General features: G+C 71.0%; 20 protein-coding genes. 10 read left to right on the top strand and 10 right to left on the bottom strand.

What is annotated here, in order from left to right; genetic code table 11:
- Nucleotides 1-9: 9 nt before the first annotated feature.
- The 3 genes from LK09_RS06820 to LK09_RS06830 form a co-directional block, all read right to left on the bottom strand.
- A complete protein-coding gene (locus tag LK09_RS06820) occupies nt 10-699 on the bottom strand; it encodes a hypothetical protein (protein WP_039397372.1) in 690 nt (229 codons plus the stop codon).
- 43 nt (nt 700-742) lie between these two features.
- The gene (gene dxr, locus LK09_RS06825; RefSeq protein ID WP_039397374.1) at nt 743-1,834 is read right to left on the bottom strand and encodes a 1-deoxy-D-xylulose-5-phosphate reductoisomerase; all 1,092 of its coding nucleotides are present in this window, start codon (nt 1,832-1,834) and stop codon (nt 743-745) included.
- An 80-nt stretch (nt 1,835-1,914) separates the two neighbouring features.
- The gene (locus LK09_RS06830) at nt 1,915-2,847 is read right to left on the bottom strand and encodes an FKBP-type peptidyl-prolyl cis-trans isomerase (RefSeq protein WP_231562973.1); all 933 of its coding nucleotides are present in this window, start codon (nt 2,845-2,847) and stop codon (nt 1,915-1,917) included.
- 211 nt (nt 2,848-3,058) lie between these two features.
- Here LK09_RS06830 and dhaK point away from each other — a divergent pair, with 211 nt between their 5' ends.
- The 4 genes from dhaK (at nt 3,059) to LK09_RS06850 (ending at nt 6,269) form a co-directional block, all read left to right on the top strand.
- Nucleotides 3,059-4,051, top strand: a complete 993-nt coding sequence (gene dhaK, locus LK09_RS06835) for a dihydroxyacetone kinase subunit DhaK (RefSeq protein WP_039397378.1) — start codon at nt 3,059-3,061, stop codon at nt 4,049-4,051.
- A 2-nt stretch (nt 4,052-4,053) separates the two neighbouring features.
- Complete coding sequence (gene dhaL / locus LK09_RS06840) at nt 4,054-4,695, top strand: dihydroxyacetone kinase subunit DhaL (RefSeq protein WP_197060983.1); 642 nt, start codon at nt 4,054-4,056, stop codon at nt 4,693-4,695.
- Nucleotides 4,692-5,417, top strand: a complete 726-nt coding sequence (locus LK09_RS06845) for an HPr family phosphocarrier protein (RefSeq protein WP_039397380.1) — start codon at nt 4,692-4,694, stop codon at nt 5,415-5,417. The genes dhaL and LK09_RS06845 overlap by 4 nt, the downstream gene beginning before the upstream one ends.
- Before the next feature lie 147 nt (nt 5,418-5,564).
- A complete protein-coding gene (locus tag LK09_RS06850; protein WP_231562997.1) occupies nt 5,565-6,269 on the top strand; it encodes a lysophospholipid acyltransferase family protein in 705 nt (234 codons plus the stop codon).
- On the opposite strand, the gene LK09_RS06855 is transcribed toward LK09_RS06850, so the two are convergent.
- Nucleotides 6,238-7,272: a sugar-binding transcriptional regulator gene (locus LK09_RS06855; RefSeq protein ID WP_082008093.1), complete on the bottom strand. Its 1,035-nt coding sequence runs from the start codon at nt 7,270-7,272 to the stop codon at nt 6,238-6,240. The two genes, LK09_RS06850 and LK09_RS06855, sit on opposite strands and share 32 nt — an antisense overlap.
- A 112-nt stretch (nt 7,273-7,384) precedes the next feature.
- Between LK09_RS06855 and LK09_RS06860 the strand changes: the two genes are divergently transcribed.
- The 4 genes from LK09_RS06860 (at nt 7,385) to LK09_RS06875 (ending at nt 12,485) form a co-directional block, all read left to right on the top strand.
- A complete protein-coding gene (locus LK09_RS06860) occupies nt 7,385-9,154 on the top strand; it encodes a glycerol-3-phosphate dehydrogenase/oxidase (RefSeq protein ID WP_082008094.1) in 1,770 nt (589 codons plus the stop codon).
- Nucleotides 9,155-9,280: 126 nt separating this feature from the next.
- Nucleotides 9,281-10,042, top strand: coding sequence for an MIP/aquaporin family protein (locus tag LK09_RS06865; protein ID WP_197060984.1), 762 nt, complete (start codon nt 9,281-9,283; stop codon nt 10,040-10,042).
- A gap of 79 nt (nt 10,043-10,121) precedes the next feature.
- Nucleotides 10,122-11,636 (top strand): glycerol kinase GlpK, encoded by a 1,515-nt coding sequence (glpK, locus tag LK09_RS06870; protein WP_039397385.1) that lies wholly within the window; start codon nt 10,122-10,124, stop codon nt 11,634-11,636.
- Nucleotides 11,637-11,852: 216 nt separating this feature from the next.
- Nucleotides 11,853-12,485, top strand: coding sequence for a DUF6518 family protein (locus tag LK09_RS06875; protein WP_052226471.1), 633 nt, complete (start codon nt 11,853-11,855; stop codon nt 12,483-12,485).
- A gap of 10 nt (nt 12,486-12,495) precedes the next feature.
- Here the strand turns inward: LK09_RS06875 and LK09_RS06880 are convergent, their stop codons facing one another.
- Nucleotides 12,496-12,972: an OsmC family protein gene (locus LK09_RS06880; RefSeq protein ID WP_039398223.1), complete on the bottom strand. Its 477-nt coding sequence runs from the start codon at nt 12,970-12,972 to the stop codon at nt 12,496-12,498.
- Between the two features lie 54 nt (nt 12,973-13,026).
- Between LK09_RS06880 and LK09_RS06885 the strand changes: the two genes are divergently transcribed.
- Both LK09_RS06885 and ald read left to right on the top strand, forming a co-directional pair.
- Nucleotides 13,027-14,016, top strand: coding sequence for an asparaginase (locus LK09_RS06885; RefSeq protein ID WP_052226472.1), 990 nt, complete (start codon nt 13,027-13,029; stop codon nt 14,014-14,016).
- A gap of 45 nt (nt 14,017-14,061) precedes the next feature.
- On the top strand, nt 14,062-15,177 hold the full coding sequence (ald, locus tag LK09_RS06890) for an alanine dehydrogenase (RefSeq protein ID WP_039397386.1): 1,116 nt from the start codon (nt 14,062-14,064) through the stop codon (nt 15,175-15,177).
- A gap of 24 nt (nt 15,178-15,201) precedes the next feature.
- On the opposite strand, the gene LK09_RS06895 is transcribed toward ald, so the two are convergent.
- The 5 genes from LK09_RS06895 to LK09_RS06915 all read right to left on the bottom strand — a co-directional run bounded on the left by LK09_RS06895 (nt 15,202) and on the right by LK09_RS06915 (nt 23,653).
- Nucleotides 15,202-18,084, bottom strand: a complete 2,883-nt coding sequence (locus LK09_RS06895) for an FtsK/SpoIIIE domain-containing protein (RefSeq protein ID WP_052226473.1) — start codon at nt 18,082-18,084, stop codon at nt 15,202-15,204.
- A 78-nt stretch (nt 18,085-18,162) separates the two neighbouring features.
- Entirely contained in the window at nt 18,163-18,996 is an 834-nt protein-coding gene (locus LK09_RS06900) for a PP2C family protein-serine/threonine phosphatase (protein WP_039397389.1), read from the bottom strand.
- Nucleotides 18,997-19,071: 75 nt separating this feature from the next.
- Nucleotides 19,072-21,000 (bottom strand): ABC transporter ATP-binding protein, encoded by a 1,929-nt coding sequence (locus LK09_RS06905; RefSeq protein WP_039397391.1) that lies wholly within the window; start codon nt 20,998-21,000, stop codon nt 19,072-19,074.
- Nucleotides 21,001-21,017: 17 nt separating this feature from the next.
- Entirely contained in the window at nt 21,018-22,748 is a 1,731-nt protein-coding gene (locus LK09_RS06910) for an ABC transporter ATP-binding protein (RefSeq protein ID WP_039397393.1), read from the bottom strand.
- A 119-nt stretch (nt 22,749-22,867) separates the two neighbouring features.
- On the bottom strand, nt 22,868-23,653 hold the full coding sequence (locus LK09_RS06915; RefSeq protein ID WP_039397395.1) for an enoyl-CoA hydratase/isomerase family protein: 786 nt from the start codon (nt 23,651-23,653) through the stop codon (nt 22,868-22,870).
- Nucleotide 23,654 lies beyond the last annotated feature (1 nt).

Here is a 23,654-nt window from a genome sequence, read left to right on the forward strand (position 1 = left end):
CTGCGCTGATCAGCCGATCTGCGCGACGGCGTGCGCGATCACCAGGGCGAGCATGATGAACCCCGCGAACGACTCGAGGGCCATCAGCGCCTTGGCGCGAGTGGTCAGGGGCATGGTGTCGGTGGCGCTGAAGGCCATCGAGTTGCTCAAGGAGAAGTAGAGGTAGTCGACGAACGTCGGCACCCAGTCGCTCTTCTCCGACGAGCCCCGCGCGACCTCGATGACGTTTCCGGCGTTCTCGTCCTGCGGGAACCGGAAGTCGGCGGAGCGCATCTTCGCCCGTGGAATCGTGGTCCGCGCGACCGGGCCGCCCCGATCGATGCACCAGAAGACGAGCGCGAACGCGATCACGTTGGTCACCCAGACCTGCAGGGATGCCAGCAGCAGGGGCGATCCGCTGTTCGACTTGTGTGCGAGCTGCACGATGAGCAGCACCAGGGTCAGCTGGTTCGCCACCACGATCACGAGGGCGAGCACCAGTTCGGCGATGCGCGAGACCCGCGTCTCCCGCGTGTACCGGTGCGGATTGATGACGATCAGCGGGACGAGCAGCACCAGGCCGATCGCGACGACGATGTAGCGCTGGACGGCGAACAGGTCGCTCGGCAGGAACGTGTACAGGGCGAGTGCGACGACGATCGCGACGGCCACGGGCCAACGATGCTCCGGTGTCGCGCTGCGCTCGTTTCGATCCACCATGAGCGCACCCTAACCCGCTTCGTGCGAACGGGGCCGGAGCCGCTCAGCGCGCCGGGCCCGCCGCGATCACGGCGTCGGCGGCGGCCCGCGCCCAGCGCTCCGCCTCGGCGAGCGTCGCTCGGCTGAGCTCGGCGGGCGGCTCGTGCGCGTCGACGATGCGCGCGACGGTGTCGACGATGCCGGGGAACGGGAGCCGGCCCTCGTGGAACGCGTCGACCGCCTGCTCGTTGGCGGCGTTGAAGACCGCGGGGTAGGTGCGCCCGGCACGCCCGACCTGCTTGGCCAGGCGCACGGCGGGGAAGGCGTCGTCGTCGAGCGGTTCGAAGGTCCAGGATGCCGGTGCCGTCCAATCGATCGGCACGCCCACGCCGCCGACCCGGTTCGGCCAGTCGAGTCCCAGGGAGATGGGCAGCCGCATGTCGGGCGGCGACGCCTGCGCGATCGTGGAGCCGTCGACGAACTCGACCATGGAATGCACGACCGACTGGGGATGCACGACGACGTCGATCGCGTCGTAGGGGACGTCGAAGAGCAGGTGGGCCTCGATGACCTCGAGGCCCTTGTTCACGAGCGTCGCCGAGTTCGTCGTGACCACGCGCCCCATGTCCCATGTGGGGTGCGCCAGCGCCTGGGCGGGGGTCACGTCGGCGAGCTGCTCCCGCGTGCGGCCGCGGAACGGGCCGCCCGACGCGGTGACCACGAGCCGGCGCACCTCGCCCGCGGTCCCGGCCCGCAGCGCCTGGGCGATGGCGGAGTGCTCCGAGTCGACCGGGACGATCTGGCCGGGCGCGGCGAGCGCGGTGACGAGGTCTCCGCCGACGATCAGCGACTCCTTGTTGGCCAGGGCCAGCGTGCGCCCTGCCTCGAGCGCCGCCAGCGTCGGGCCGAGACCCACCGACCCGGTGATGCCGTTGAGCACCACGTCGCACTCGACCTCGCGGACCAGCTGCTCGGCCTCCGCGGCTCCGAATGCCGTGTGCGTCACGTCGAACTCCGCGGCCTGCGCGGCCACGGCGTCGCGGTTGGATCCCGCCGCGAGTCCGACCACCGTGAACCGTTCCGGATTCGCCCGGATGACGTCGAGCGCCTGGGTGCCGATGGAGCCTGTCGAACCGAGGATGAGCACGCGTCGCATCCGGCCAGCCTAACCGCCGGCGGGAAAGCGGAACGGCCCCGCGAGAACTCTCGCGAGGCCGTTCGGGCAGGGTGGGATCGTCACCCGCGGGCGTGCTGCACACCCAGGATGTCGATCGTGAACACGAGCGTCGAGTTGGCCGGGATGGAGCCCTGCGCGGTCGACCCGTAGCCGTCGGCCGGCGGGATCACCACGAGCACCTGGGACCCGACGGTGGCGCCGGTGAGCGCCTTGCCGAAGCCCTTCACGACCTTGTCGGTGGCGAAGGACGCGGGCGAGCCGTTCTTCCAGCTGGAGTCGAAGACCTTGCCGTCCTTCCAGAGCACGCCGGTGTACTGCACGAGCACGGTGTCGCCGCTGTGCACGGTGGCTCCGTCGCCCTTCTTCAGCACGGCGACCTTGGTGGTCTTGGGCGCGGCGGTCTTGGGGACCGTGATCGTGGGCTCGCCGTTCGCGGCCAGCTTCACGGTGGGCATGCCGGCCTCGGCCGGCTGCGCCTTGCCCCATGCCGCGGTGGGAACGACGGACTTCACGTCGATGACGTCGACGCTCGCCTGGGTGGTCGCCGAGCCCGACGACGAGGCGGAGGTGCCCGGCATGACGGCCACGACCCGCGTGCCGACCGTGGCGCAGCCGAGGACCTTTCCGAGCACGCTGTCGGCGGAGATCTGCTGCGGCAGCAGCGACCCGTCGGTCTGACCGATGGCGCCGTTCTTCGCACCGGTCTTCGCGTTGTACTCGGTGAGAGCGAATTCGACGAGGTCGCCCGACTTCAGCTGCTGTCCGGAGCCCTTCGTGACGACGGTGCTCTGGATGTTCGACGCGGTGACGCCCTTCTTGAAGGACACGGTGGCCGCGTCGCCGACCTTGCCGCTGACCTTGACGGAGTCGGACGCCGAACCGGAGGGGACCTTCGCGTCGCACAGGTTGGTCGCGGCGCTCGCACTGGGCGACGCCGATGACGAGGACGCATTCGTGGACGACGCGCAGCCGGCCAGGGTGAGGGCCGCCACGGCAGCAGCGGACAGAGCAAAGATCGAACGGCGAAAACGCACGGAGAAACCTCAAGATCGCGGACGGGGGTGTGAACCCATTGTCACTGACTCTCTCATGATCCAGCTGAGAGCGCGCGAGGCGGTCACTGAGTGCCTTGACCGCGGCACGGCGACGCGGAATATTCGACCGTGACGGCGCGTGCGCGCTCGCGGACTCGAAGGAGAGCACATGAAGAAGTTCATCAACGACCCGACGACGGTGCTCGCCGACGCCCTCCGCGGAGTCCAGGCGGCCGTGCCCGGCGTGCGGGTCGACCTCGACAATCGCGTCATCCTCCGCGCCGACGCGCCCCGCAGCGGAAAGGTCGGACTCGTCTCCGGCGGCGGGTCGGGACACGAGCCCATGCACGGTGGGTTCGTCGGGCCCGGGATGCTCGATGCCGCATGCGCCGGCGAGGTCTTCACCTCCCCCACGCCCGACCAGATGCTCGCCGCGACCAAGGCCGTCGACGGCGGCGCCGGCGTGCTGCACATCGTCAAGAACTACACCGGCGACGTGCTCAACTTCGAGATGGCTGCCGAGCTGGCCTCCGCCGAGGGGATCCGCGTCGAATCCGTGGTGGTCGCCGACGACGTCGCCGTGGAGGACTCCACGTGGACGGCCGGGCGGCGCGGGGTGGGCACGACGGTCATCCTCGAGAAGATCGTGGGCGCCGCGGCCGAAGCGGGCCAGGACCTGGATGCCGTCAAGGCGCTCGCCGAGAAGGTGTCGGCGAACGGGCGATCCATGGGTGTCGCCCTCACCAGCTGCACAGTCCCCGCCGCCGGCAAGCCCACCTTCGAGCTGCCCGACGACCAGATGGAGGTGGGCGTGGGCATCCACGGCGAGCCGGGCCGGCACCGCGAGGCGCTCGCTTCCGCGCGCGAGATCGCCCGGATGCTCGTCGACCCGATTCTGCACGACTTCGACGCGTCGGGCCCGGCGATCGTGATGCTCTCCGGCCTCGGCGGCACGCCCCTCATCGAGCTGTACCTGCTCTACGGGGAGATCGCGCCCCTGCTGGCCGCGGGCGGGGTGGATGCGAAGCGCATCCTCGTCGGCGACTACATCACGAGCCTCGACATGGCCGGGGCATCCCTCACCGTCGTGAAAGCCGACGACGAGCTGCTGCGGCTGTGGGACGCCCCGGTCGAAACCGCCGGCCTGCGCTGGGGAGCGTGACGATGGCAGCGATCACCGTCGAGGGACTCACCGCCTGGATCAACGGCTACGCCGCCCTCATCACCGAGCATCAGGCCGAACTGACCGAGCTCGATTCGCCGATCGGCGACGCGGATCACGGACTCAACATGAATCGCGGCATGACCGCGGTTCTCGCCGCCATCGGCGCCACGCCCCCGACCACGGCCGAAGCCCTGTTCAAAGGCGTCGCGATGACGATGATCTCCACGGTGGGCGGGGCGAGCGGGCCGCTGTACGGAACGTTCTTCCTGCGGCTGGGGATGACCGCGGGCGCGGAGTCCGAGCTCGACCTCGTCTCGTTCGGGACCGCCCTGCGGGCCGGGCTGGACGGCGTCATCAGCCGCGGCAAGGCGCAGCCGGGCGACAAGACGATGATCGACGCGCTCGGGCCGGCGATCGAGGCGTGGCAGCGAGAGGCGGCGTCCGGCGCGTCGCCGGGCGAGGCTGCCTCGGCGGCGTTCGCCGCCGCCGAGGCCGGACGGGATGCCACCACCCCGATGATCGCGCGAAAGGGCCGTGCCAGCTACGTCGGCGAGCGCTCGGCCGGCCACACCGATCCGGGTGCGGCGTCCTCCGCCCTGCTGTTCCAGGCTCTGCGCGACGTGCTCGGGGCCGGTGCATGACCACGGCGATCGTCGTCGTCTCGCACAGCCGGCCCCTGGCGGAGGCGGCGGTGGAGCTCGCCCTGCAGATGGGCGGCGCCACTGCGCCGGCGGTCCTGGTCGCCGCCGGCACCGCCGACAGCGGCATCGGCACGGATGCCACGGCGATCGCCGCCGCGATCGACGAGGCCGCCGAGGCAGGGGAGGTGCTCGTCGTGATGGATCTCGGCTCCGCGATCCTCAGCACGGAGCTCGCCCTCGAACTGCGGACCTCGCGGGCGCCGGTGCTGCTGTCGGCCGGCCCGTTCGTGGAGGGGCTCATCGCCGCGGTCGTCACCGCGGCCGCCGGTGCCGACGTCGCCGCGGTGCGGGCGGAGACCCTGCGGGCGCTGCGACCCAAGCAGGAGCAGCTGGGGCCCGAGCCCGAGGCCCCGGGCGACACGCCCGCGGCGCCCGCGCGTGCGGAGGCGTCCTCGTTCGAGGCGGTGGTGCGCAACCCCTCCGGGCTGCACGCACGCCCCGCCGCCCAATTCGTGACCACCGCCGGCGGATTCGACGCCGAGATCCGGGTGGCGCGGCTGGACTCCGACGCCGCGCCGGTCGATGCGGCCAGCATCATCGAGCTGATGGCCCTCGGCGTGCGGCAGGGCGATCGCATCCGGGTGAGCGCCGAGGGCGCGGAGGCGGATGCCGCACTGGCCGCGCTGCGGGAGCAGATCGAGGAGGGATTCGGCGAGCTCTGAGGCCCCGGAAACCCGCTCTGACGCAGGCGTATGCCCGCGTCGGAATGGATTCGGCGGTACCCTGATCCGATGACCACTCCCGCGGGCGATGCCGAACCCGACGAGCTGCCCGAAGCCCCGGAACAGGAGAATCGGCACGCCTTCAGCATGTGGCTGAGCCGCGCCATCGTCGCGCCGCTCGTGCGGATGATCTACCGGCCGATCATCGAGGGAAAGCAGAACGTGCCCAAGAAGGGCGCCGTCATCCTCGCCAGCAACCACATGTCCTTCATCGACTCCATCGCGATCCCGGTCGCCTCCCCGCGTCAGGTGCACTTCCTGGCGAAGTCGAGCTACTTCGAAGGCACCGGGCTCAAGGGCTGGGCCTCACGGACGTTCTTCACCGCGGTCGGCGCGAGCCCCGTGCGGCGGGGCGCCGGCCAGGCCGCGCTCGACGCGCTCGACCAGCACCAGAAGATGCTCGAGGAGGGCCTTGCCGTCGCCCTCTACCCGGAGGGCACCCGGTCGCTCGACGGGCGACTCTACAAGGGCCGGACGGGCGTCGCGTTCCTCGCGCTGCAGACCGGCGCCAAGGTCGTGCCGGTCGGCCTCATCGGCACCAACGAGGCGATGCCGGTCGGTGCGAGCATGCCCAAGCGCGAGCCGCGGGTGCGGGTGCGCTTCGGCGAGCCGATCGATGTGAGCCACTACGGTCCGGCATCGTCGGGCAAGGCCCGTCGCCTCGCGACCGACGCGATCATGGCGGCGATCCACGAGCTGTCGGGGCAGGAACTCGCCGGCGTCTACAACGAGCCCCCGGCGCAGAACCCGATCGACCGGATCAAGCAGGCCCTCCCCCACGAGCGCCGCTGACGGCGCTCGCCCGAAAGCCCGTGCCCGGCCGCGGACCGGCGCTTTCGAGAACCTGGCGGCACAGCGACTCCTCGACGACCAGTTCCGTGATGATGCCGGCGGCGAGCGCGCCGCGCAGGCTCTCCGCCTTGGACAGACTGGACACCACGCAGAAGCGGTGCGGAATGCGGCGCACGGTGTCCAGGTCCGGGCCCGATGAGCGGTCGTTGAGGACGATGCCCTCGGTCGACCCGTCGATGCGGAAGAAGTTGGTGGCGCAGTCGCCCACGATCCCCATCGCGTCGATCTCGGCGAGCGTCTCGGGATCGAAGTAGCCGCCGGAGTACACGTGCGACGGCACGTCGGCGTGCGGCGAGCCCAGACCGAACACGAACAGGTTGGTGCTGGCCTGGAGGTCGAGCACGCGGCGCACCGAGCGCTCCCGCCACATCGCCTCCTTCGTGGCGGGGTCGTCGAAGATCGCCGGCACCGGGAAGGGGTGCACGCCGGCGCCGAACGCGTCGGCGAACCGCGCGAGGATCTCACCGGCGTACGGGATGCCCGACGTGCGCACGTTGGCGGCACCGTTCATCTGCACCACCTGCGTGTTGAACGTCGTCTTCGCGGGAAGGTGGCGCGTCACCGCCGACAGCGTGGAGCCCCAGGCGACGCCGATCGTCATGTTGGAGTCGATCGCGGATGCCAGGATCCGCGCCGCCGACAGCGCCGTCCGCTCGAGCCGCTCGACCTCGGTGATGCGCTCCGGGGTCGGGACGACGTGCACGCGCACGCCGAAACGATCGGCGAAGCGCTGCTCGAGCTGGCTGCGCGCCTCGTGCGGGGAGTGGACGTTGATCTCGACCAGGCCGGTCTCGCGCGCGAGCGAGATGAGCCGGGACACGGAGGAGCGCGAGACGTGCATCTCGTGCGCGATCGCCCCCATCGTGAGGTCCTGCAGGTAGTACAGCTGGGCCGCGCGCAGCGCGTCGCGCAGGCGGTCCTGGGTGAAGTCGGGCATCGGCATCCTCTCGGCTCGTTGCCACCCGCGACCGGCCTGCACATATGTGCACTGGGGTTGCAAAACTATTCCGACAGAGACAATCTAGCGTCAAGCGCACCAATGAAGGGACCGCACTGTGACCACCACACGAGCCTCCGTCGAAGCCCTCCGCGACCGGCCGACCGCCGACGTCCTCATCCTGGGCGGCGGCATCAACGGGATCGCGACGTTCCGCGACCTCGCGATGCAGGGCGTCGACGTCGCCCTGGTCGAGCGCGGCGACTTCGTCTCCGGCGCCTCCTCGGCCTCGAGCCACATGGTGCACGGCGGCGTGCGCTACCTGGAGAACGGCGAGTTCCGGCTGGTGAACGAGGCGGTCACCGAGCGCAACGCCCTGCTGCAGACCGCTCCTCACTACGTGCGCCCGCTGAAGACGACGATCCCGATCTTCAAGACGTGGTCCGGCATCCTCAAGGCTCCGTGGCGTCTGCTGGTCACCCACGGCCGCGGCAAGCCCAATGAGCGCGGCGCCCTGCTGATCAAGGTCGGCCTGATCATCTACGACACCTTCTCGCGCAATGGGGGCTCGGTGCCGCGGCACGTGTTCGTCGGCAAGCGGAAGACCCTCGCGGCGTTCCCGCAGATGAACCGGGACGTGAAGTACACCGCCACGTACTACGACGCGTCGATGCACGACCCCGAGCGGCTCGCCCTCGACGTGCTCCACGACGGTCTCCAGGCGGGCGGCGACCGGGCGCGCGCGGCGAACTATCTCGGCGCGGTCGGCTCCAAGGACGGGGCGGTGACGGTCCGCGACCAGATCACCGGCGAGGAGTTCGACATCCGCGCGAAGGTCGTCGTCAACGCGACCGGCCAGTGGACCGACCTCACCAACGATGCGCTCGGCGCCCCCACGCGGTTCATGGGCGGGACCAAGGGCTCGCACGTCGTGCTCGACAACGAGGAGCTGCTGGCGGCCACGCGCGGGCGGGAGATCTTCTTCGAGCACTCCGACGGCCGCATCGTGCTCATCTACCCCCTCAAGGGCCGGGTCCTCGTCGGCACGACCGACATCGACGCGGACCCGCGTTCGGACGTCGTGTGCACCGACGACGAGATCGACTACTTCTTCACCCTGGTGCGCCACGTCTTCCCCGGCATCCGGCTCGATCGCGACCAGATCGTCTACACGTTCTCCGGGATCCGCCCGCTCCCCCGCCACGACGACACCGCACCCGGCTTCGTGTCGCGGGACTACCGCATCGTGCCCGGCACCCTCGACGGCACCCCGACCCTCAGCCTCGTCGGCGGCAAGTGGACGACGTTCCGCGCCCTGTCCGAGCACCTTGCGACCGAGGCGATGCAGGAGCTCGGCGAGGACCACACCGTGAGCACGGCCGGCGTCCCCGTGGGCGGCGGCAAGGGCTACCCGCTCACCGAATCGGCGCGCCGCACCTGGATCACGACCCACGCCGGCGGACACGACAAGGCGCTCGTGGAGCGGATGCTGTCGCGGTACGGCACCCGGGCCACCGAAGTCCTCGCCGCGCTCCCGGTCGGGGCCGAACCGCTTCCGCACGCCCCCGGCTACTACCGCGCCGAGCTGGCGCACCTCGCGGCCACCGAGCAGCCCGTGCACCTCATCGACATCCTGCTTCGGCGCACCGCCCTCGCCTTCACCGGAGGCATGTCCGAGGGCACGCTGCGCGACGTCGCCGAGTCGGTGGCCGAACCCCTCGGCTGGGATTCCGCCGCGGTGGATGCCGAGATCGCGCACGCGACCGCGGCCCTGCGCACGGCGCACCGGGTGTCCCTCACCGGCCCCGGCGTCACGCCCGAGGGGCACGATGCGAGCACATCCGCGCAGAACCGCGCGGATTCCGGGGCCGTCGGCGCCGAATCCTGAACCGATGTGCACGCCGGGCGCCTATCGCCCGGCGCCGCACACGGCTAGCTTTCAGGAAGGGCCGCGTGCGGCTCCCCGCGGCGAACGTGCCGCACCCAACCACTGGACAGAAAGGTCAATGACGACATGGTTGTCGTGAATCTCGGAACCTACTTCCTCTCGGAGGTGGTCGGCACCACGCTCCTGCTGCTGCTCGGCTGCGGCGTCGTGGCGAACGTCGCCCTGAAGGGCACCAAGGGCAACGCGGGTGGCTTCCTCCTGGTCAACTGGGGCTGGGGCCTCGCGGTCTTCGTGGGCGTCATCACCGCCGCCTACAGCGGCGCGATCCTCAACCCGGCCGTGGGTCTCGGCCTGCTGATCGCGGGCAAGATCACCTTCCTGATGTTCCTCGTCGCCACCGCCGGCGAGATGCTCGGGGCCATCATCGGCGCGGTGCTGTGCTGGCTCGCCTACAAGCAGCACTTCGACGAGGAGCCCGACCCGGCCAACAAGCTCGGCGTCTTCTCCACCGGCCCGGCGATCCGCTCGTACGGCTGGAACTTCATCACCGAGGTCATCGGCACGTTCGTGCTGGTCTTCGCGGTGCTCGCGTTCAGCGACTGGGGCATCGCCAAGATCGGCACGCCGGGGGGCCTCGGCCCGCTGTCGGCCCTTCCGGTCGCGCTCGTCGTGGTCGGGATCGGCGCCTCGCTCGGTGGACCGACCGGCTACGCCATCAACCCCGCCCGTGACCTCGGTCCGCGCATCGCCCACGCCATCCTGCCCATCAAGGGCAAGGGCTCGAGCGACTGGGCGTACTCGTGGGTGCCGGTCGCCGGCCCCCTCGTGGGCGGCGCCATCGCGGCGGCGCTCTCCCCGGTGCTCCTGCACCTGACCACCTTCGGGTGATGACCCGCCGGTGCCGCGGCAGCCGCCCGGCACCGGCATCCTCCCCCCGCAATCCCTCTCACGAAAAGACAAGGACGTCATGGCTGACTACGTCATCGCGATCGACCAGGGCACGACCTCGAGTCGCGCCATCATCTTCGACAAGAAGGGCAGCATCGTCTCGACCGGGCAGCTCGAGCACGAGCAGATCCTGCCCAAGCCCGGCTGGGTCGAGCACGACGCCAACGAGATCTGGCGCAACGTTCAGGAGGTCGTCGGTCAGGCCCTCAGCCGCGCGACCCTCACCCGGCACGACATCGCAGCCGTGGGCATCACCAACCAGCGCGAGACCGCGGTGGTGTGGGACAAGAACACCGGCCAGCCCGTGTACAACGCGATCGTCTGGCAGGACACCCGCACGCAGGACATCGTCGACCGCCTCGCCGCGGACGGCGGCGTCGAGCGGTTCAAGCAGATCGTCGGCCTCCCGCTGGCGACCTACTTCTCGGGCACGAAGATCGCCTGGATCCTCGAGAACGTCCCCGGCGCCCGCGAGAAGGCGGAGGCCGGCGACCTGCTCTTCGGCACCACCGACTGCTGGGTGCTGTGGAACCTCACCGGCGGCACCGACGGCGGTGTGCACGCCACCGATGTGACCAACGCGTCGCGCACTCTGTTCATGGACCTCGAGACGCTGCAGTGGCGCGACGACATCCTCGAGGTCTTCGGCGTCCCGCGCTCGATGCTTCCCGAGATCAAGTCGTCGTCCGAGGTCTACGGCACCGTGCACGGATCGTCGCTGCTGCGCGAGACGCCCGTCGCCGGCATTCTCGGCGACCAGCAGGCGGCCACCTTCGGTCAGGCCGCGTTCACGCCCGGCGAGAGCAAGAACACGTACGGAACCGGCTGCTTCCTCATCTTCAACACGGGTGAGGAGATCGTCCACTCCAAGAACGGGCTGCTCACGACCCTCGGCTACAAGCTGGGCGACCAGCCGGCGCACTACGCGCTGGAGGGCTCGATCGCGGTGACCGGCTCGCTCATCCAGTGGCTGCGCGACCAGCTCGGCATCATCGGCTCGGCCCCCGAGGTCGAGGCGCTGGCGAAGTCCGTCGACGACAACGGCGGCGTGTACTTCGTGCCGGCCTTCTCCGGCCTGTTCGCCCCGTACTGGCGTGCGGACGCCCGCGGCGCGATCGTCGGCATGACCCGCTACGTCAACAAGGGCCACATCGCCCGGGCCGCGCTCGAGGCGACGGCTTTCCAGACCCGCGAGGTGCTGGATGCCGTCAACGCCGACTCGGGGGTGAACCTGGCCGAGCTCAAGGTCGACGGCGGCATGACCGCGAACAGCGAGCTCATGCAGTTCCAGGCCGACATCCTCGGTGTGGACGTGGTGCGGCCGGTCGTGGCGGAGACCACGGCGCTCGGCGCGGCCTACGCGGCCGGCCTCGCCGTCGGGTTCTGGTCGGGACTGGACGACCTCTCGGCCAACTGGCAGGAGGACGCCCGCTGGACGCCGCAGCTCGACGAGGCCGAGCGCGACCGCCAGCTGCGCCTGTGGAAGAAGGCCGTCACCAAGTCGATGGAGTGGGTCGACGACGACGTGCGCTGACCGACCGGTGCACTGAGACTGCCCATGTGCGGGGCTCCGCGGTTTCGACCGCGGAGCCCCGTTCGCGTGTTGCGCCGGACTCCGGTGTTCCGCTGTCCTGTTTCGCCTCCGGTCCGGCATTCCAGGACAGCGGAACAACCGGGACGCACGGGGCCGGCGGGACGCCGGGGCGGTGCGGTGCGGCGCGGTTTCCCGGGGCCCGGATAACGTGGAGGGATGCGTGCATCGTGGTACCGGGAGACGTGGCGCTCGGCCCTCGTCGGGATCGTCGTGGTCCTCGCCGGGTCCCTTCTTCTGGGTGGCCTGACGAGCTTCGGGCAGACGTACCTCCCGGCGTGGGCCAGCTCGTTCAGCAACTCGGCCGGCGGCTGGACGCTGCTCGCTTTCCTCCTCGTCTGGGCGAGCAGAGTGCATCCCCTCCTCGGCGCGGTCCTCGGGGCCGTCGCCTTCGTCGGTCTCAACGAGGGGTACGGCGTGGTCTCGGCATGGCGGGGGCACTTCTACGCCGAGCCGTTCGCCTCGGTCTGGACCCGGATCGGACTCGTCGTCGGGCCGCTGGTCGGGGCATCCGCCTCGGTCGCGCGATACGGGACGCCGCTGTGGCGGGCACTGGCGGTCACTCCCCTGTGCGCCGTCCTGCTCGGCGAGGGAGTGTGGGCGCTTAACGCGATCGCGGACACCACGAGCCCGGTCTACTGGATCATCGAGATCGTGCTCTCAGTGCTGTTCATGGCGCTGGTGCTCTGGCGGCGGAGGCTGCGGATGCCGCAGATCGTGCTCGTGCTCGCGGTGTGGCTCGTGGGCACGCTCGTCTACGCCGTCGGGTGGAGCGTGTTCGCCGCCGGATAGCGATCGGAACTCAGTCCCCCGCGACGCGCACCCGGGGCTCGACGCGGACCTCGAAGTTCACCGAGTTCGCGATGAAGCACCATTCATGGGCCTGGTGATGCGCGGCCTGCGCGGCATCCGTCATCGACGCATCGGCCACCGTCACCAGCGGTCGCAGCACGACCTCACGGAACGACCCGCCGCCGCGTCCGTCCTCGACCATCGTCCCGGACGCCTCGTCTTCGTACGCGACCACCACGACGCCGACGGTCACGCACGCGTGCAGGTAGGACAGCAGGTGGCACTCGCTGAGGGACGCGACCAGGAGGTCCTCCGGATTCCAGCGCGCGGGGTCTCCGCGGAACGGCTTGTCGGCGGAGGCCTCGAGATCGGGCTTCCCGGCGATCGACATCCTCACGAGGCGGTCGTAGTCGCGGTACCCGCTCGTTCCCGTCCCGCGATTTCCGGTCCACGACGATCGGACGGCGTACACGTGCTCACCCAGCATGTCCGACAGTCTGCCACCCGGCATTCCGGGCCGCCCGGAGATAGGCTGGAGACCGTGCCGCAGACCTTCTCCGTGACATCCGCCGTCGAACTCGCCACCGTCGAACGAGGCGGTTTCGTCGAATCACGGCATGCCGGCGCAGCGATCGTCCTCGATGCGGACGGCACCGTCGCACGACAGCTCGGCGACGTCTCCGCGCTCATCTTCCCGCGGTCCACGCTGAAGCCGATCCAGGCCCTCGCGTGCCTCACCGCCGGAGCACCGCTCGAGGGCGTCCAGCTCGGCCTCGCGACGGCGAGCCACTCCGGCACCGACGCCCACGTCGCCGTGGTGCGCAGCATCCTCGAAGCCGCCGAGCTCGGCGAGGACGACCTCGGCTGCCCGCCGGACTGGCCCGGCGACCGCGCCACCCGTGACGAGATGGTGCGCGAGCACTACTCGGCAGCGCGGGTGCGCATGAACTGCTCGGGCAAGCACGCCGCCATGCTGCTCACGTGCAAGACCGCCGGCTGGGACCCGACGACCTACCTCGACCCGGTGCACCCGCTGCAGGTGCAGATCCGCGAACTGACCGAGCGCCTGTCGGGCGAGCGGGTCGCCGCCACCGCGATCGACGGCTGCGGTGCGCCCGTGCACGCGATCAGCCTGTCCGGTCTCGCGAAGGCCGTCCAGCGGATCGGCACCTCGTCGCCCACCTCGCCGTTCGCGCTGCATCGCAGTGCCGGCCACCTGGTGCAGGCCGTCCGCGACAACCCCTGGACGATCGCCGGACCCGGACGCGACGACACCGTCATCATGGAGCGCCTCGGCGTCTTCTCGAAGGTCGGCGCCGAGGGTGTGCACATCATGGTCGCCCCCGGCGGCACCACCGTCGCGCTCAAGACCCTCGACGGGTCCTCGCGGGCGAGCGCCGCGGTCGGCCTGCGGCTGCTCGAGCTGGCCGGTGCCCTCGACCCGGCCGCCGTCGCCGACACCGTCGAACGACTTCCGCTGACCGTCTACGGCGGCGGGCAGGACGTGGGCAGGATCCGCCCCGCGTTCTGATCCAGGCCCCGCTCACCGTCGAGCGGAGAGAGGGAGACGACAGCCATGAGAATCGGTGTCCCCACCGAGGTCAAGAACAACGAGTTCCGCGTGGCGCTCACACCCGCGGGCGTGCACGACCTGGTCTCCTCCGGCCACCAGGTGTTCGTGCAGCGCGGTGCCGGCATCGGCTCGTCCATGCCCGACACGGAATATGCGGACGCGGGAGCGACCCTCCTCGACGACGCGGGCGAGGTGTGGGGCCGCGCCGAGCTGCTCCTGAAGGTCAAAGAGCCGGTCGCGAGCGAGTACGGGTATTTCCGCGACGACCTGGTGCTGTTCACGTACCTGCACCTCGCCGCGGACCGCCCGCTCACCGAGCACCTCCTCGCCGACGACATGACCTCGATCGCGTACGAGACGGTGCAGCTCCCGGGCGGCAGCCTGCCGCTGCTCGCGCCGATGAGCGAGGTCGCCGGACGCCTGGCGCCCATGGTGGGCGCGCACACGCTGATGAAGTCCGCGGGCGGATTCGGCGTGCTGATGTCCGGCGTCCCCGGCACGCGGCCCGCCCGGGTCACCGTCATCGGCGGCGGCGTCGCCGGGGCGAACTCGGCCGTCATCGCAGCCGGGCTCGGGGCGGACGTGACGGTGTTCGACACGAACATCGCGCGGCTGCGCTACCTGGACGACCACTTCCAGGGCCGCCTGAAGACGGCGGCATCCAACCCGCTCGACCTCGACCGCGCGGTCGAGGACAGCGATCTCGTCATCGGCTCGGTGCTGATCCCGGGCGCCAAGGCGCCCAAGCTCGTCACCAACGACATGGTCTCGCGCATGCGGCCGGGCTCCGTGCTCGTGGACATCGCCGTCGACCAGGGCGGATGCTTCGAAGACACCCACCCGACCACGCACGACGATCCCACCTTCCGGGTGCACGGTTCGGTGTTCTACTGCGTCGCGAACATGCCCGGTGCGGTGCCGAACACGTCGACCTCCGCGCTGACGAACGCGACCCTGCCCTACATCCGGCAGATCGCGCGCCACGGTTGGAAGGACGCTCTGCGCGCGGACGCCTCCCTCGCGGCAGGCCTGAACACCCACGCCGGATCCGTCGTCAACGCCGGCGTCGCGGCCGCGCACGGGCTGACGCCCGTCGCCCTGGCCGAGGCGCTCGCCTGATCGGCCGAACCGGCCCGGCCGGGCTCACCGGCGCGGCAGCTGCACCCGCCGGGGAGCACCGCCCGATCGGATGAACCAGGCCAGGTTGCGGCCCGGCGTGCAGTAGGGCGGCAGCTCACGATCGGCGGTGAGCGCGCGATACTCCGCCGCGCAGGATGCATCGATCAGCAGATCGTGTCCACCGCGCACCTCGGCCAGCGCCCGCCAGTTTCGCAGCCAGGCATCCGGGTCGCCGATGACGGCCAGCGGCGCCCGGGCGGCCGGATGCTCCCCGAACTCGTCCACCGTGCACGTCGCGAGACCCCGCTCGTCGAGGATCCGCGCCAGCCCCGCCCGGGCTCCCGATCGGACGACGACCCCGGTGATCGCGTCTGCGGGCTGCCACACCGCCGGTGCCGCCGGCGCGGCCGCCCGCCGCGGCGCGGTCTGCGCGAACTGCATCATCTGCCCGTCGAGCACGGCGCGCCCCGGTGTCTCCGGCAGCCGGTCGTGCGCGTCGCCTCCGGCTGCGATGTGGTCCATGCGCGACCCCGTGGCCAGGATCGCCCGGCGCGGCACGGCGTCCGCGATGCGGGCCACCGCCCCCGAGACGCGCGCGGCGGTGATCGCGACGCGGATGCCGCGCCCGGCCGCGCCGCGCACGAACCGTTCGAGGTGCTCGGCCGCCGCCTGCGCGTAATCGGGCGGGAGGCCGCCCAGCAGCGCATCCAGGTCGTCGATGAGCACGACGCTGCCGGGCGCCGCCGACGGTTCTCCCCACGGGTCGTCGGACGCCAGCTCCGAGAGCGCGTCCCACCCACCCTCCGGGTCGGTCGCGATCTCCACCCGCAGCCGGTCGACGACCTGGGCGCCGATCGTCGCCAGCACGGTGCTCCGGCCGCTGCCGGCGCGCCCGACGACGAGCAGGCCGCGCTCGCCCAGCAGCACGGGGACTTGACGCTGATTCTCCGGATCGTCTGCGAGGCCCAGTACGACGGCGCCGTCCGGGGCATCCGGGACGTCGGCGAGGGCGAGCTGGCGGGGAAGCTCGGGCAGCCACGGGCGCCGCGGCGTCTCGGCGAGCGGGTGCCGCCGGGCCACCTCGGTCAGCAGGGCCGCGTCGGTGCGCGCGACGCGCACGGAGACCGGTGCAGCATCCGCCGCCCTGCGCACCAATGCCGCACCGCGACCGTCGGCGCCCCCGGGGAGCGCAGCGGCGGCATCCGTGCCGATCACGGCGCGGCTGTCGGCGGCGTCGGCGACCCGCAGGCAGATGCGCAGCGGGCAGTTCGCCAGCAGCGACTCGCGCAGCACCCCCGCGGCCCGCTGCGTGCCCAGCACCAGGTGCATGCCCAGCGCCCGGCCTCGGGCGGCGACATCCGTGAACACCGCCTGAAGTTCGGGATGCTCGGCCAGAAGGGCGGCGAACTCGTCGACGATGACGACCAGGCGCGGCATCGTCACACGCTCGTCACGGATGTCGCGAGCACCCGCCTGGACGAGCTGCGCCTCGCGCCAGCGCAGCTCGGCCGAGAGACTCTGCAGGGCGCGGCGTGCGCCCGAGCCGTCGAGATCGGTGATGACCCCCGTCACGTGCGGAAGCTGCTGGAGAGCGTCGAACGCGGTGCCGCCCTTGAAGTCGGCGAGCAGGAACGTCACGTCATCGGGGCCGTGGGCGGCGCACAGCGCCGTCACCCAGGAGATGAGCAACTCGCTCTTTCCGGCGCCCGTCATCCCGACGACGACCGCATGCGGACCGTCGACGACCAGATCGAGGACGAACGGCGTGCGGCCGCTCGTCCCGATGACAGCGCACAGGGAGTCGGAACCCGACGGTTCCGCCGGACCTGCGCCGCCGACGAGCTCGGCCAGCGTCGCCGGGGCCGTCGCATCCGTGCCCGCGAACACGGCCGCGGCCCGCGCCGTGAGCTCGGCCGTCAGCTCCTGCGCCTGCGCGAGCGAGATCGCCTCCACGCCGACCTCTGCCGCATCGGCGCCGACGGTGAGGGTCGCGCGGTCGATTCCCGTGAGAGCCAGGACCGCGCCGCAGCGCGGCGGGACCGGCATCCCGTCGGGAACCCGCAGGAGCACGATGTCGCCTTCGACCGGTGTCTCGCCGGCGATCCCGCAGACGAGTGTCGTGCCGGTCGCGGATCGGGCGTGCGGGGCATCCTGCAGCCAACCGGACTCGTCGTGCGGGTCGCCGGCGATCCGCACGTCGCCGGGAGCGGAGGCCAGCAGCACCTGGGCGGCGAGGGCGCGGACGACGGCCGCCGCGACGACGGCGGGGCCGACCACGGCGATGCCGATGCCGGCCGGCACCGTCACCGGGGCGTCCTCGAGCACGGCGGCGCGCGCCCGGAGGGCCGCGGAATCCGGGTCTCCGGCGCCCCCGGACACCTGGACCGTGCTCGGGCGGCGCCCGGAGCCGACGACGATCGACTGCCGGCGTTCGGCCGTGCCGGTCCAGATGACGCCTGCGCCGAGGGCCGTCGCGACGTCCGGGTGGCCGGCCCAGAGGCGGTCGCGCTCGCGCTCGTGCCGTTCGGCGACCCGCGCAGACACCCGCGACCGTGCCGCCTCGGCCTCGGCGCGTCGGCGGGCAGCGTCGCGCCGAGCCGTGCGCCGGCCGTCGAGCCGGGTCGCGACGGCGATCACCGGGCCGAGAAGGGCGAACCACAGCATGAACGGCGAGCCGGTCGCGACCCACAGCACCAGCGAGCCCAGCACCGGGACGAGGGATGCCAGCAGCGGCAGCGGCCCGCGGCGCGGCGGCTCGGCGGCATCCGGAAGCCGGAGGGGCTCGTCGACCGACGGCTCCGCCATGCTCCCGAAGCGCGGCGCCCCGAGCAGGTCAGGCGCCGCGGAGCCGGGGGTGCCGAGGACGCGACCGGACAGCGTCGGGGTGAAGGGGGACGGCGAACTCATGCCTCCAGTCAACGAGGCGCGGTGCCGCCGGCGCCACTCGCGTGCGGCGCCTGTGGATAACTCCGCGTCGGCGGGCCGTCAGGCTGCGGAATCCGCGTCGGACTCGTCGTCGTCGGACTCGTCATCCGGTTCGGCGTCTTCGCCGGGTGCGGATCCGACGTTGAGCACGATGATCGAGATGTTGTCGCGGCCGCCGTTCTCGAGCGCGGCTTCGAGCATCGCCGCGACCGCCTCGCCCGGGTCGGCGTGCTCGCCGAGGAAGTGCTGGATGCCGTAGTCGGTGAGTTCTTTGGTGAGCCCGTCCGAGCACACCACGAACCGGTCGCCCTCGACGACGTCCAGGCGCACGTAGTCGGGCTTGACGTGGTCGCTCGGCCCGACGGCGCGGGTGATCACGTTTCCGTACGGGTGAGACTCGGCCTCTTCGGGCGACAGCCGTCCGGCGGCGATCAGCTCCTGCACGACGGAATGATCCGTCGTCACCTGGGCCAGCCGGCCGTCGCGGAGCAGGTACACGCGGGAATCGCCGATGTTGAGGGTGACCCAGTGCGGCACGAGACCGCCGAGATCCAGGTAGACGCCGGTGAGGGTCGTGCCGGTGCCGTCGTCGGTCGAGCCGGGGTGGGACGCGATGTCCTTGACGGCGAGCTTGATCGCCTTCTCGATCTCGCGCGGCGTCACCTTCGCCCCGCTCGCGACCGCCTCCATGCGCGCGACGGTGCGCGAACTCGCGATCTCACCGCCGATGTGGCCGCCCATTCCGTCGGCGATGATGAACAGCGGGAACTGCGCGAGCACGGCGTCCTGGTTGTTGTCGCGCCGCTTGCCGACGTCGGTGACCGCCGCCCACGACAGCTCCAGGTCGCCGTCCTGCAGCGAGACGGTGTGGAACCGTGTGGTTACGTCGGGCACACCCAGTCCTTCGCTTCCGGCGCCGCGGTTTCGCGGCGTCCTCACATCCTAGGGCACGGGTCCCGCGGCGCGCCGTCAGGCCACACCCACGGCGTCCTGCTCGTCGTCGCTGACCGCCGCCTCGAACTGGGCGTTGTACAACCGCCAGTACGCGCCGCGGGCGGCGAGCAGTTCGTCGTGGGTGCCCTGCTCGACGATCCCGCCGTCCTCCATCACCAGGATGAGGTCGGCGTCGCGGATCGTGGACAGGCGGTGCGCGATGACGAACGATGTGCGGTCGGCGCGCAGCCGGGACATCGCCCGCTGGATGAGCAGCTCCGTGCGGGTGTCGACGGAGCTGGTCGCCTCGTCGAGGATGAGGATGCGCGGATCGGACAGGAACGCCCGGGCGATGGTCACCAGCTGCCGCTCCCCCGCGCTGAGGTTCCCGGCCTCGTCGTCGAGCACGGTGTCGTACCCGTCGGGCAGGGCGTGCACGAAGCGGTCGACGTACGCGGCCCGTGCCGCCGCGAGGATCTGCTCCTCGGAGGCATCCGGATCGCCGTAGGCGATGTTCTCGCGGATCGTGCCGGAGAACAGCCACGTGTCCTGCAGCACCATGCCGGTGCGCGCCCGCAGGTCGTCGCGCGTCATTCGCCGGGTGTCCACGCCGTCCAGCGTGATCGATCCGGAATCGACGTCGTAGAAGCGCATGATGAGGTTCACCAGCGTCGTCTTGCCGGCGCCGGTCGGGCCCACGATCGCGACGGTGCTGCCCGGCTCCGCCGACAGGCTCAGTCCATGGATGAGTGGCTTGTCGGGCGTGTACCGGAACTCGACCTCGTCGAACGCGAGGCTGGACGCCTGCCCGGACACCGTCGCGGCCGGCTCCGGGTCGGCATCCTGCTCGGGCGCGTCGAGCAGCTCGAACACGCGCTCGGCGCTGGCGACCCCGGACTGCAGGAGGTTCGCCATGGATCCCAGCTGACTGAGCGGCTGGGTGAACTGCCGCGAGTACTGGATGAACGCCTGCACGTCGCCGATCGAGATCGCGCCGTTCGCCACCATGACGCCTCCGACGACCGCGATCGCGACGTAGACGAGGTTGCCGATGAACATCATGATCGGCATGATCAGGCCGGACACGAACTGCGCGCCGAAGCTCGCCCGGTAGACCGCGTCGTTCTCGCGGTCGAACTCCGCCTCGACCTCGTTCTGGTGACCGAACACCTTGACGATGGAGTGCCCGGAGTACGTCTCCTCCACCCGCGCGTTGAGGCGGCCGGTCGCACCCCACTGCGCCACGAAGAGCTTCTGCGAGCGCTTGGCGACGACCATCGTGACGACGAGCGAGAGCGGGACGGTCACCAGCGCGATCACCGCGAGCACCGGCGAGATGACGAACATCATCACCAGCACGCCGATGACCGTCAGCAGGGAGATCACCACCTGCGACAGGGACTGCTGCATCGACTGCCCGATGTTGTCCACGTCGTTGGTGACGCGGCTGAGCAGTTCCCCGCGCTGCATGCCGTCGAAGTACGACAGCGGAAGACGATGGATCTTGTCCTCGACGCTGATGCGGAGGCGGTGCATCGCCCGCTGCACGATCCCGTTGAGGATGCGCGCCTGCAGCCACGAGAAGATGCTCGCCGCGACATAGAGCGCCAGGACCGCCGCGAGGATGAGCGCGAGCTTGTGGAAGTCGATACCCGCACCCGGCACGAAGTCCATCGACTGCAGCGTCTGCGCCTGCTGGGTCTTGCCCGCGGCGTTCAGCTGGTCGATCACCTGCTGCTGGGTCATGCCGCTCGGGAACTGCATCGACGCGAAGCCGTCGACGATCACGTTCGTGCCGGCGCCGAGGAGCTTCGGCCCCAGCACGTTCATCCCGACGCTCAGGATGCCGAGCATCAGCACGAGCGCCAGGAGCCACTTGTCCGGCCGCAGCGTGCCGAGCAGGCGCCGGGCGCTCGGACCGAAGTTCTGCGCCTTCTGGCCGGGCGCGGTCATCCGCCCGCCCATGGGTCCGCGCGGGCCGCTCACGCTGCCTCCACCGAGAGCTGGGAGTCCACGATCTCGCGATACGTGTCGTTGGACGAGACCAGTTCGTCGTGCGTGCCCATGCCGACGATGCGGCCGTGGTCGAGCACGAGGATCTGGTCGGCGTGCTGGATCGTCGACACGCGCTGCGCGACGACGAGTCTGGTCGCATCCGGCAGCCGGGTGTCCAGCGCGTGTCGCAGGGCCGCGTCGGTGCGCAGGTCCAGGGCGGAGAACGAGTCGTCGAAGATGTACACCTCGGGGTTTCGCACGAGGGCGCGGGCGATCGCGAGCCGCTGCCGCTGACCGCCGGACACGTTGGTGCCGCCCTGCGCGATCGGCGCCTCCAGCTGCTCCGGCATCCTCTCCACGAAGTCGCGCCCCTGCGCGATCTCCAGCGCCCGCCACAGGTCGTCGTCGGTCGCTTCCTCGTCGCCGTAGCGGAGGTTGGATGCCACGGTCCCGCTGAACAGGAACGCCCGCTGCGGCACGAGGCCGACGCGCCTCCACAGTTCGTCCGGGTCGTAGTCGCGCACGTCCACGCCGTCGACAGTGACCGAGCCCGCCGTCACGTCGAACAGCCGCGGGATGAGACCGATCAGGGTCGTCTTGCCGGAGCCGGTCGATCCGATGATCGCCGTCGTCGTGCCGGGCTCCAGCGTGAAGCTGATGTCGTGCAGGACCGCGTCGTCGGCTCCGGGGTACGCGAAATCGACGTGGTCGAACTCGATGCGGCCGACGGGTGCCGGGGCATCCTCGGGGCTCGCCGGCACCGCCACGGACGGCGTCGTCTCGAGGACCTCGCCGATGCGGGTCGCGCACACCGCCGCCCGCGGGATCATGACGAACATCATCGTGGCCATCATCACGCCCATGAGGATCTGCATGAGGTACGTGAGGAACGCGAACAGCGTGCCGATCTGGGCGCTGCCGTCCTGCACCTGGAACGCGCCGAACCAGATCACGGCGACCGAGGAGACGTTCAGCACCAGCATCACCGCGGGGAACATCATCGCCATGAGGTTCCCGGCCCGCAGGCCCGTGTCGCGCACGTCGGCCGAGGCCTGCGTGAACCGGGCGCGCTCCTGCCGTTCACGAACGAAAGCACGCACCACGCGGATGCCCGTGAGCTGCTCGCGCATGATCTGGTTCTCGCGGTCGATCCGGCGCTGCATCGACCGGAACGCGGGCACCATCCGCACCACGATGAGCGACACGATGATCAGCAGCACCGGCACCGAGACGAGCATCAGCCAGGACAGCCCGACATCCTGCTTGATCGCGAAGATCACCCCGCCGATCGCGAGGATGGGCGCCGAGACCATCAGGGTCGCCGACATCTGCACCAGCATCTGCACCTGCTGCACGTCGTTCGTGTTGCGGGTGATCAGCGACGGGGCGCCGAAGGCGCCGACCTCCCGCTGGGAGAACGACACCACGCGGCGGAAGAGGTCGTGCCGGAGGTCGCGTCCCATCCCCATCGCCAGCCGCGACCCGAAGTACACGGCGACGATCGAGCAGACGATCTGCGCCAGGCTCACCGCGAGCATCAGCGCGCCGGTGCGCCAGATGTAGCCGATGTCGCCGGTGATGACGCCCTTGTCGATGATGTCGGCGTTGAGCGTCGGCAGCCACAGGGATGCCAGAGACTGCGCGATCTGGAAGACGAGGACGCCGACCATCAGCGCCCACGCGGGGCTGAGATAGCGAACGAGGAGCTTGCCGAGCATGGCGTCCTTCCTGCACGCACGCCCCCGGCGGCGGCCGATCGTTGCGGTGCGTCAACAAACCTAACGCCGACCCGGCGGATGCCGGAAGCCGGACGCGTGCGCTGTCAGCGAACCGCGGATCACTCGCCGCGGAAGACCGGCTTGCGCTTCTCGGTGAAGGCGGCGAAGCCCTCGCGGTAGTCGGCGGTCGCCTGCAGGGCGACCTGCGCGGCGTTCTCTCGGGCGAGGGCGGCCCACAGCCCCAGCCTTTCGTCGCGGAGCTCCTGGATGATGCGCTTGGAGGCGAGGAACGCCTGGGTGGCGCCGACCGCGGCCGTCTCGGCGGCCGCGATCGTGGCCTCCTCGACCTCGTCCGCCGGGAAGACCTGGGAGAAGAGTCCCGCGGTCTCCGCCTCCGCCCCGGTCATCAGTCGTCCGGTGTAGATCAGGTCGAGGGCGCGATGCGCGCCCAGCCGCTCGTAGAACAGGGCGTGGCCGCCGGAATCCAGCGCGGCTCCGAGCGCGGCGAACGGCGAGCCGATCCTGGCCGTGTCGGCGACGTAGACGACGTCCGTCGCGATCAGCAGCCCGAGTCCCACCCCCAGACACGCGCCGTGCGCGACCGCGAAGGTCGGCGCGGGGAACGCGGCCATGGTCTGCAGCAGCGGAGCCAGCGCACCGTCGAGGTACCCGGACACGTCGTCGGTGGCGGCATCCACCCCGGCGATGTCCCGCCCGGCGCAGAACGCCCGCCCCTCGCCGCGCAGCACCAGGGCGCGCACGCCGGACGACTCGGCCACCGCGTACGCGGCCGCGAGCTCCTCGAGCCCCTCGACGTCGAGGGCGTTGAGCTTGTCGGGGGCGTCCAGGGTCACGATCGCGAGTTGGACGTCATCGGCCACGGGACGGATGTCGAGCTCGATCATG

The sequence above is a fragment of the Microbacterium mangrovi genome, assembly GCF_000802305.1.
GTDB lineage: Bacteria > Actinomycetota > Actinomycetes > Actinomycetales > Microbacteriaceae > Microbacterium > Microbacterium mangrovi.

What these genes read in the sequence shown, in the direction of transcription:
- glpK (WP_039397385.1), top strand. Translation starts at nt 10,122, where the DNA reads ATGGCTGACTACGTCATCGCGATCGACCAGGGCACGACCTCGAGTCGC.
- LK09_RS06850 (WP_231562997.1), top strand. Translation starts at nt 5,565, where the DNA reads ATGTGGCTGAGCCGCGCCATCGTCGCGCCGCTCGTGCGGATGATCTAC.
- dhaK (WP_039397378.1), top strand. Translation starts at nt 3,059, where the DNA reads ATGAAGAAGTTCATCAACGACCCGACGACGGTGCTCGCCGACGCCCTC.
- LK09_RS06895 (WP_052226473.1), bottom strand. Translation starts at nt 18,084, where the DNA reads ATGAGTTCGCCGTCCCCCTTCACCCCGACGCTGTCCGGTCGCGTCCTC.
- LK09_RS06820 (WP_039397372.1), bottom strand. Translation starts at nt 699, where the DNA reads ATGGTGGATCGAAACGAGCGCAGCGCGACACCGGAGCATCGTTGGCCC.
- LK09_RS06855 (WP_082008093.1), bottom strand. Translation starts at nt 7,272, where the DNA reads ATGCCGATGCCCGACTTCACCCAGGACCGCCTGCGCGACGCGCTGCGC.
- dhaL (WP_197060983.1), top strand. Translation starts at nt 4,054, where the DNA reads ATGGCAGCGATCACCGTCGAGGGACTCACCGCCTGGATCAACGGCTAC.
- LK09_RS06910 (WP_039397393.1), bottom strand. Translation starts at nt 22,748, where the DNA reads ATGCTCGGCAAGCTCCTCGTTCGCTATCTCAGCCCCGCGTGGGCGCTG.
- LK09_RS06905 (WP_039397391.1), bottom strand. Translation starts at nt 21,000, where the DNA reads ATGGGCGGGCGGATGACCGCGCCCGGCCAGAAGGCGCAGAACTTCGGT.
- LK09_RS06875 (WP_052226471.1), top strand. Translation starts at nt 11,853, where the DNA reads ATGCGTGCATCGTGGTACCGGGAGACGTGGCGCTCGGCCCTCGTCGGG.
- dxr (WP_039397374.1), bottom strand. Translation starts at nt 1,834, where the DNA reads ATGCGACGCGTGCTCATCCTCGGTTCGACAGGCTCCATCGGCACCCAG.
- LK09_RS06865 (WP_197060984.1), top strand. Translation starts at nt 9,281, where the DNA reads ATGGTTGTCGTGAATCTCGGAACCTACTTCCTCTCGGAGGTGGTCGGC.
- LK09_RS06880 (WP_039398223.1), bottom strand. Translation starts at nt 12,972, where the DNA reads ATGCTGGGTGAGCACGTGTACGCCGTCCGATCGTCGTGGACCGGAAAT.
- ald (WP_039397386.1), top strand. Translation starts at nt 14,062, where the DNA reads ATGAGAATCGGTGTCCCCACCGAGGTCAAGAACAACGAGTTCCGCGTG.
- LK09_RS06915 (WP_039397395.1), bottom strand. Translation starts at nt 23,653, where the DNA reads ATGATCGAGCTCGACATCCGTCCCGTGGCCGATGACGTCCAACTCGCG.
- LK09_RS06845 (WP_039397380.1), top strand. Translation starts at nt 4,692, where the DNA reads ATGACCACGGCGATCGTCGTCGTCTCGCACAGCCGGCCCCTGGCGGAG.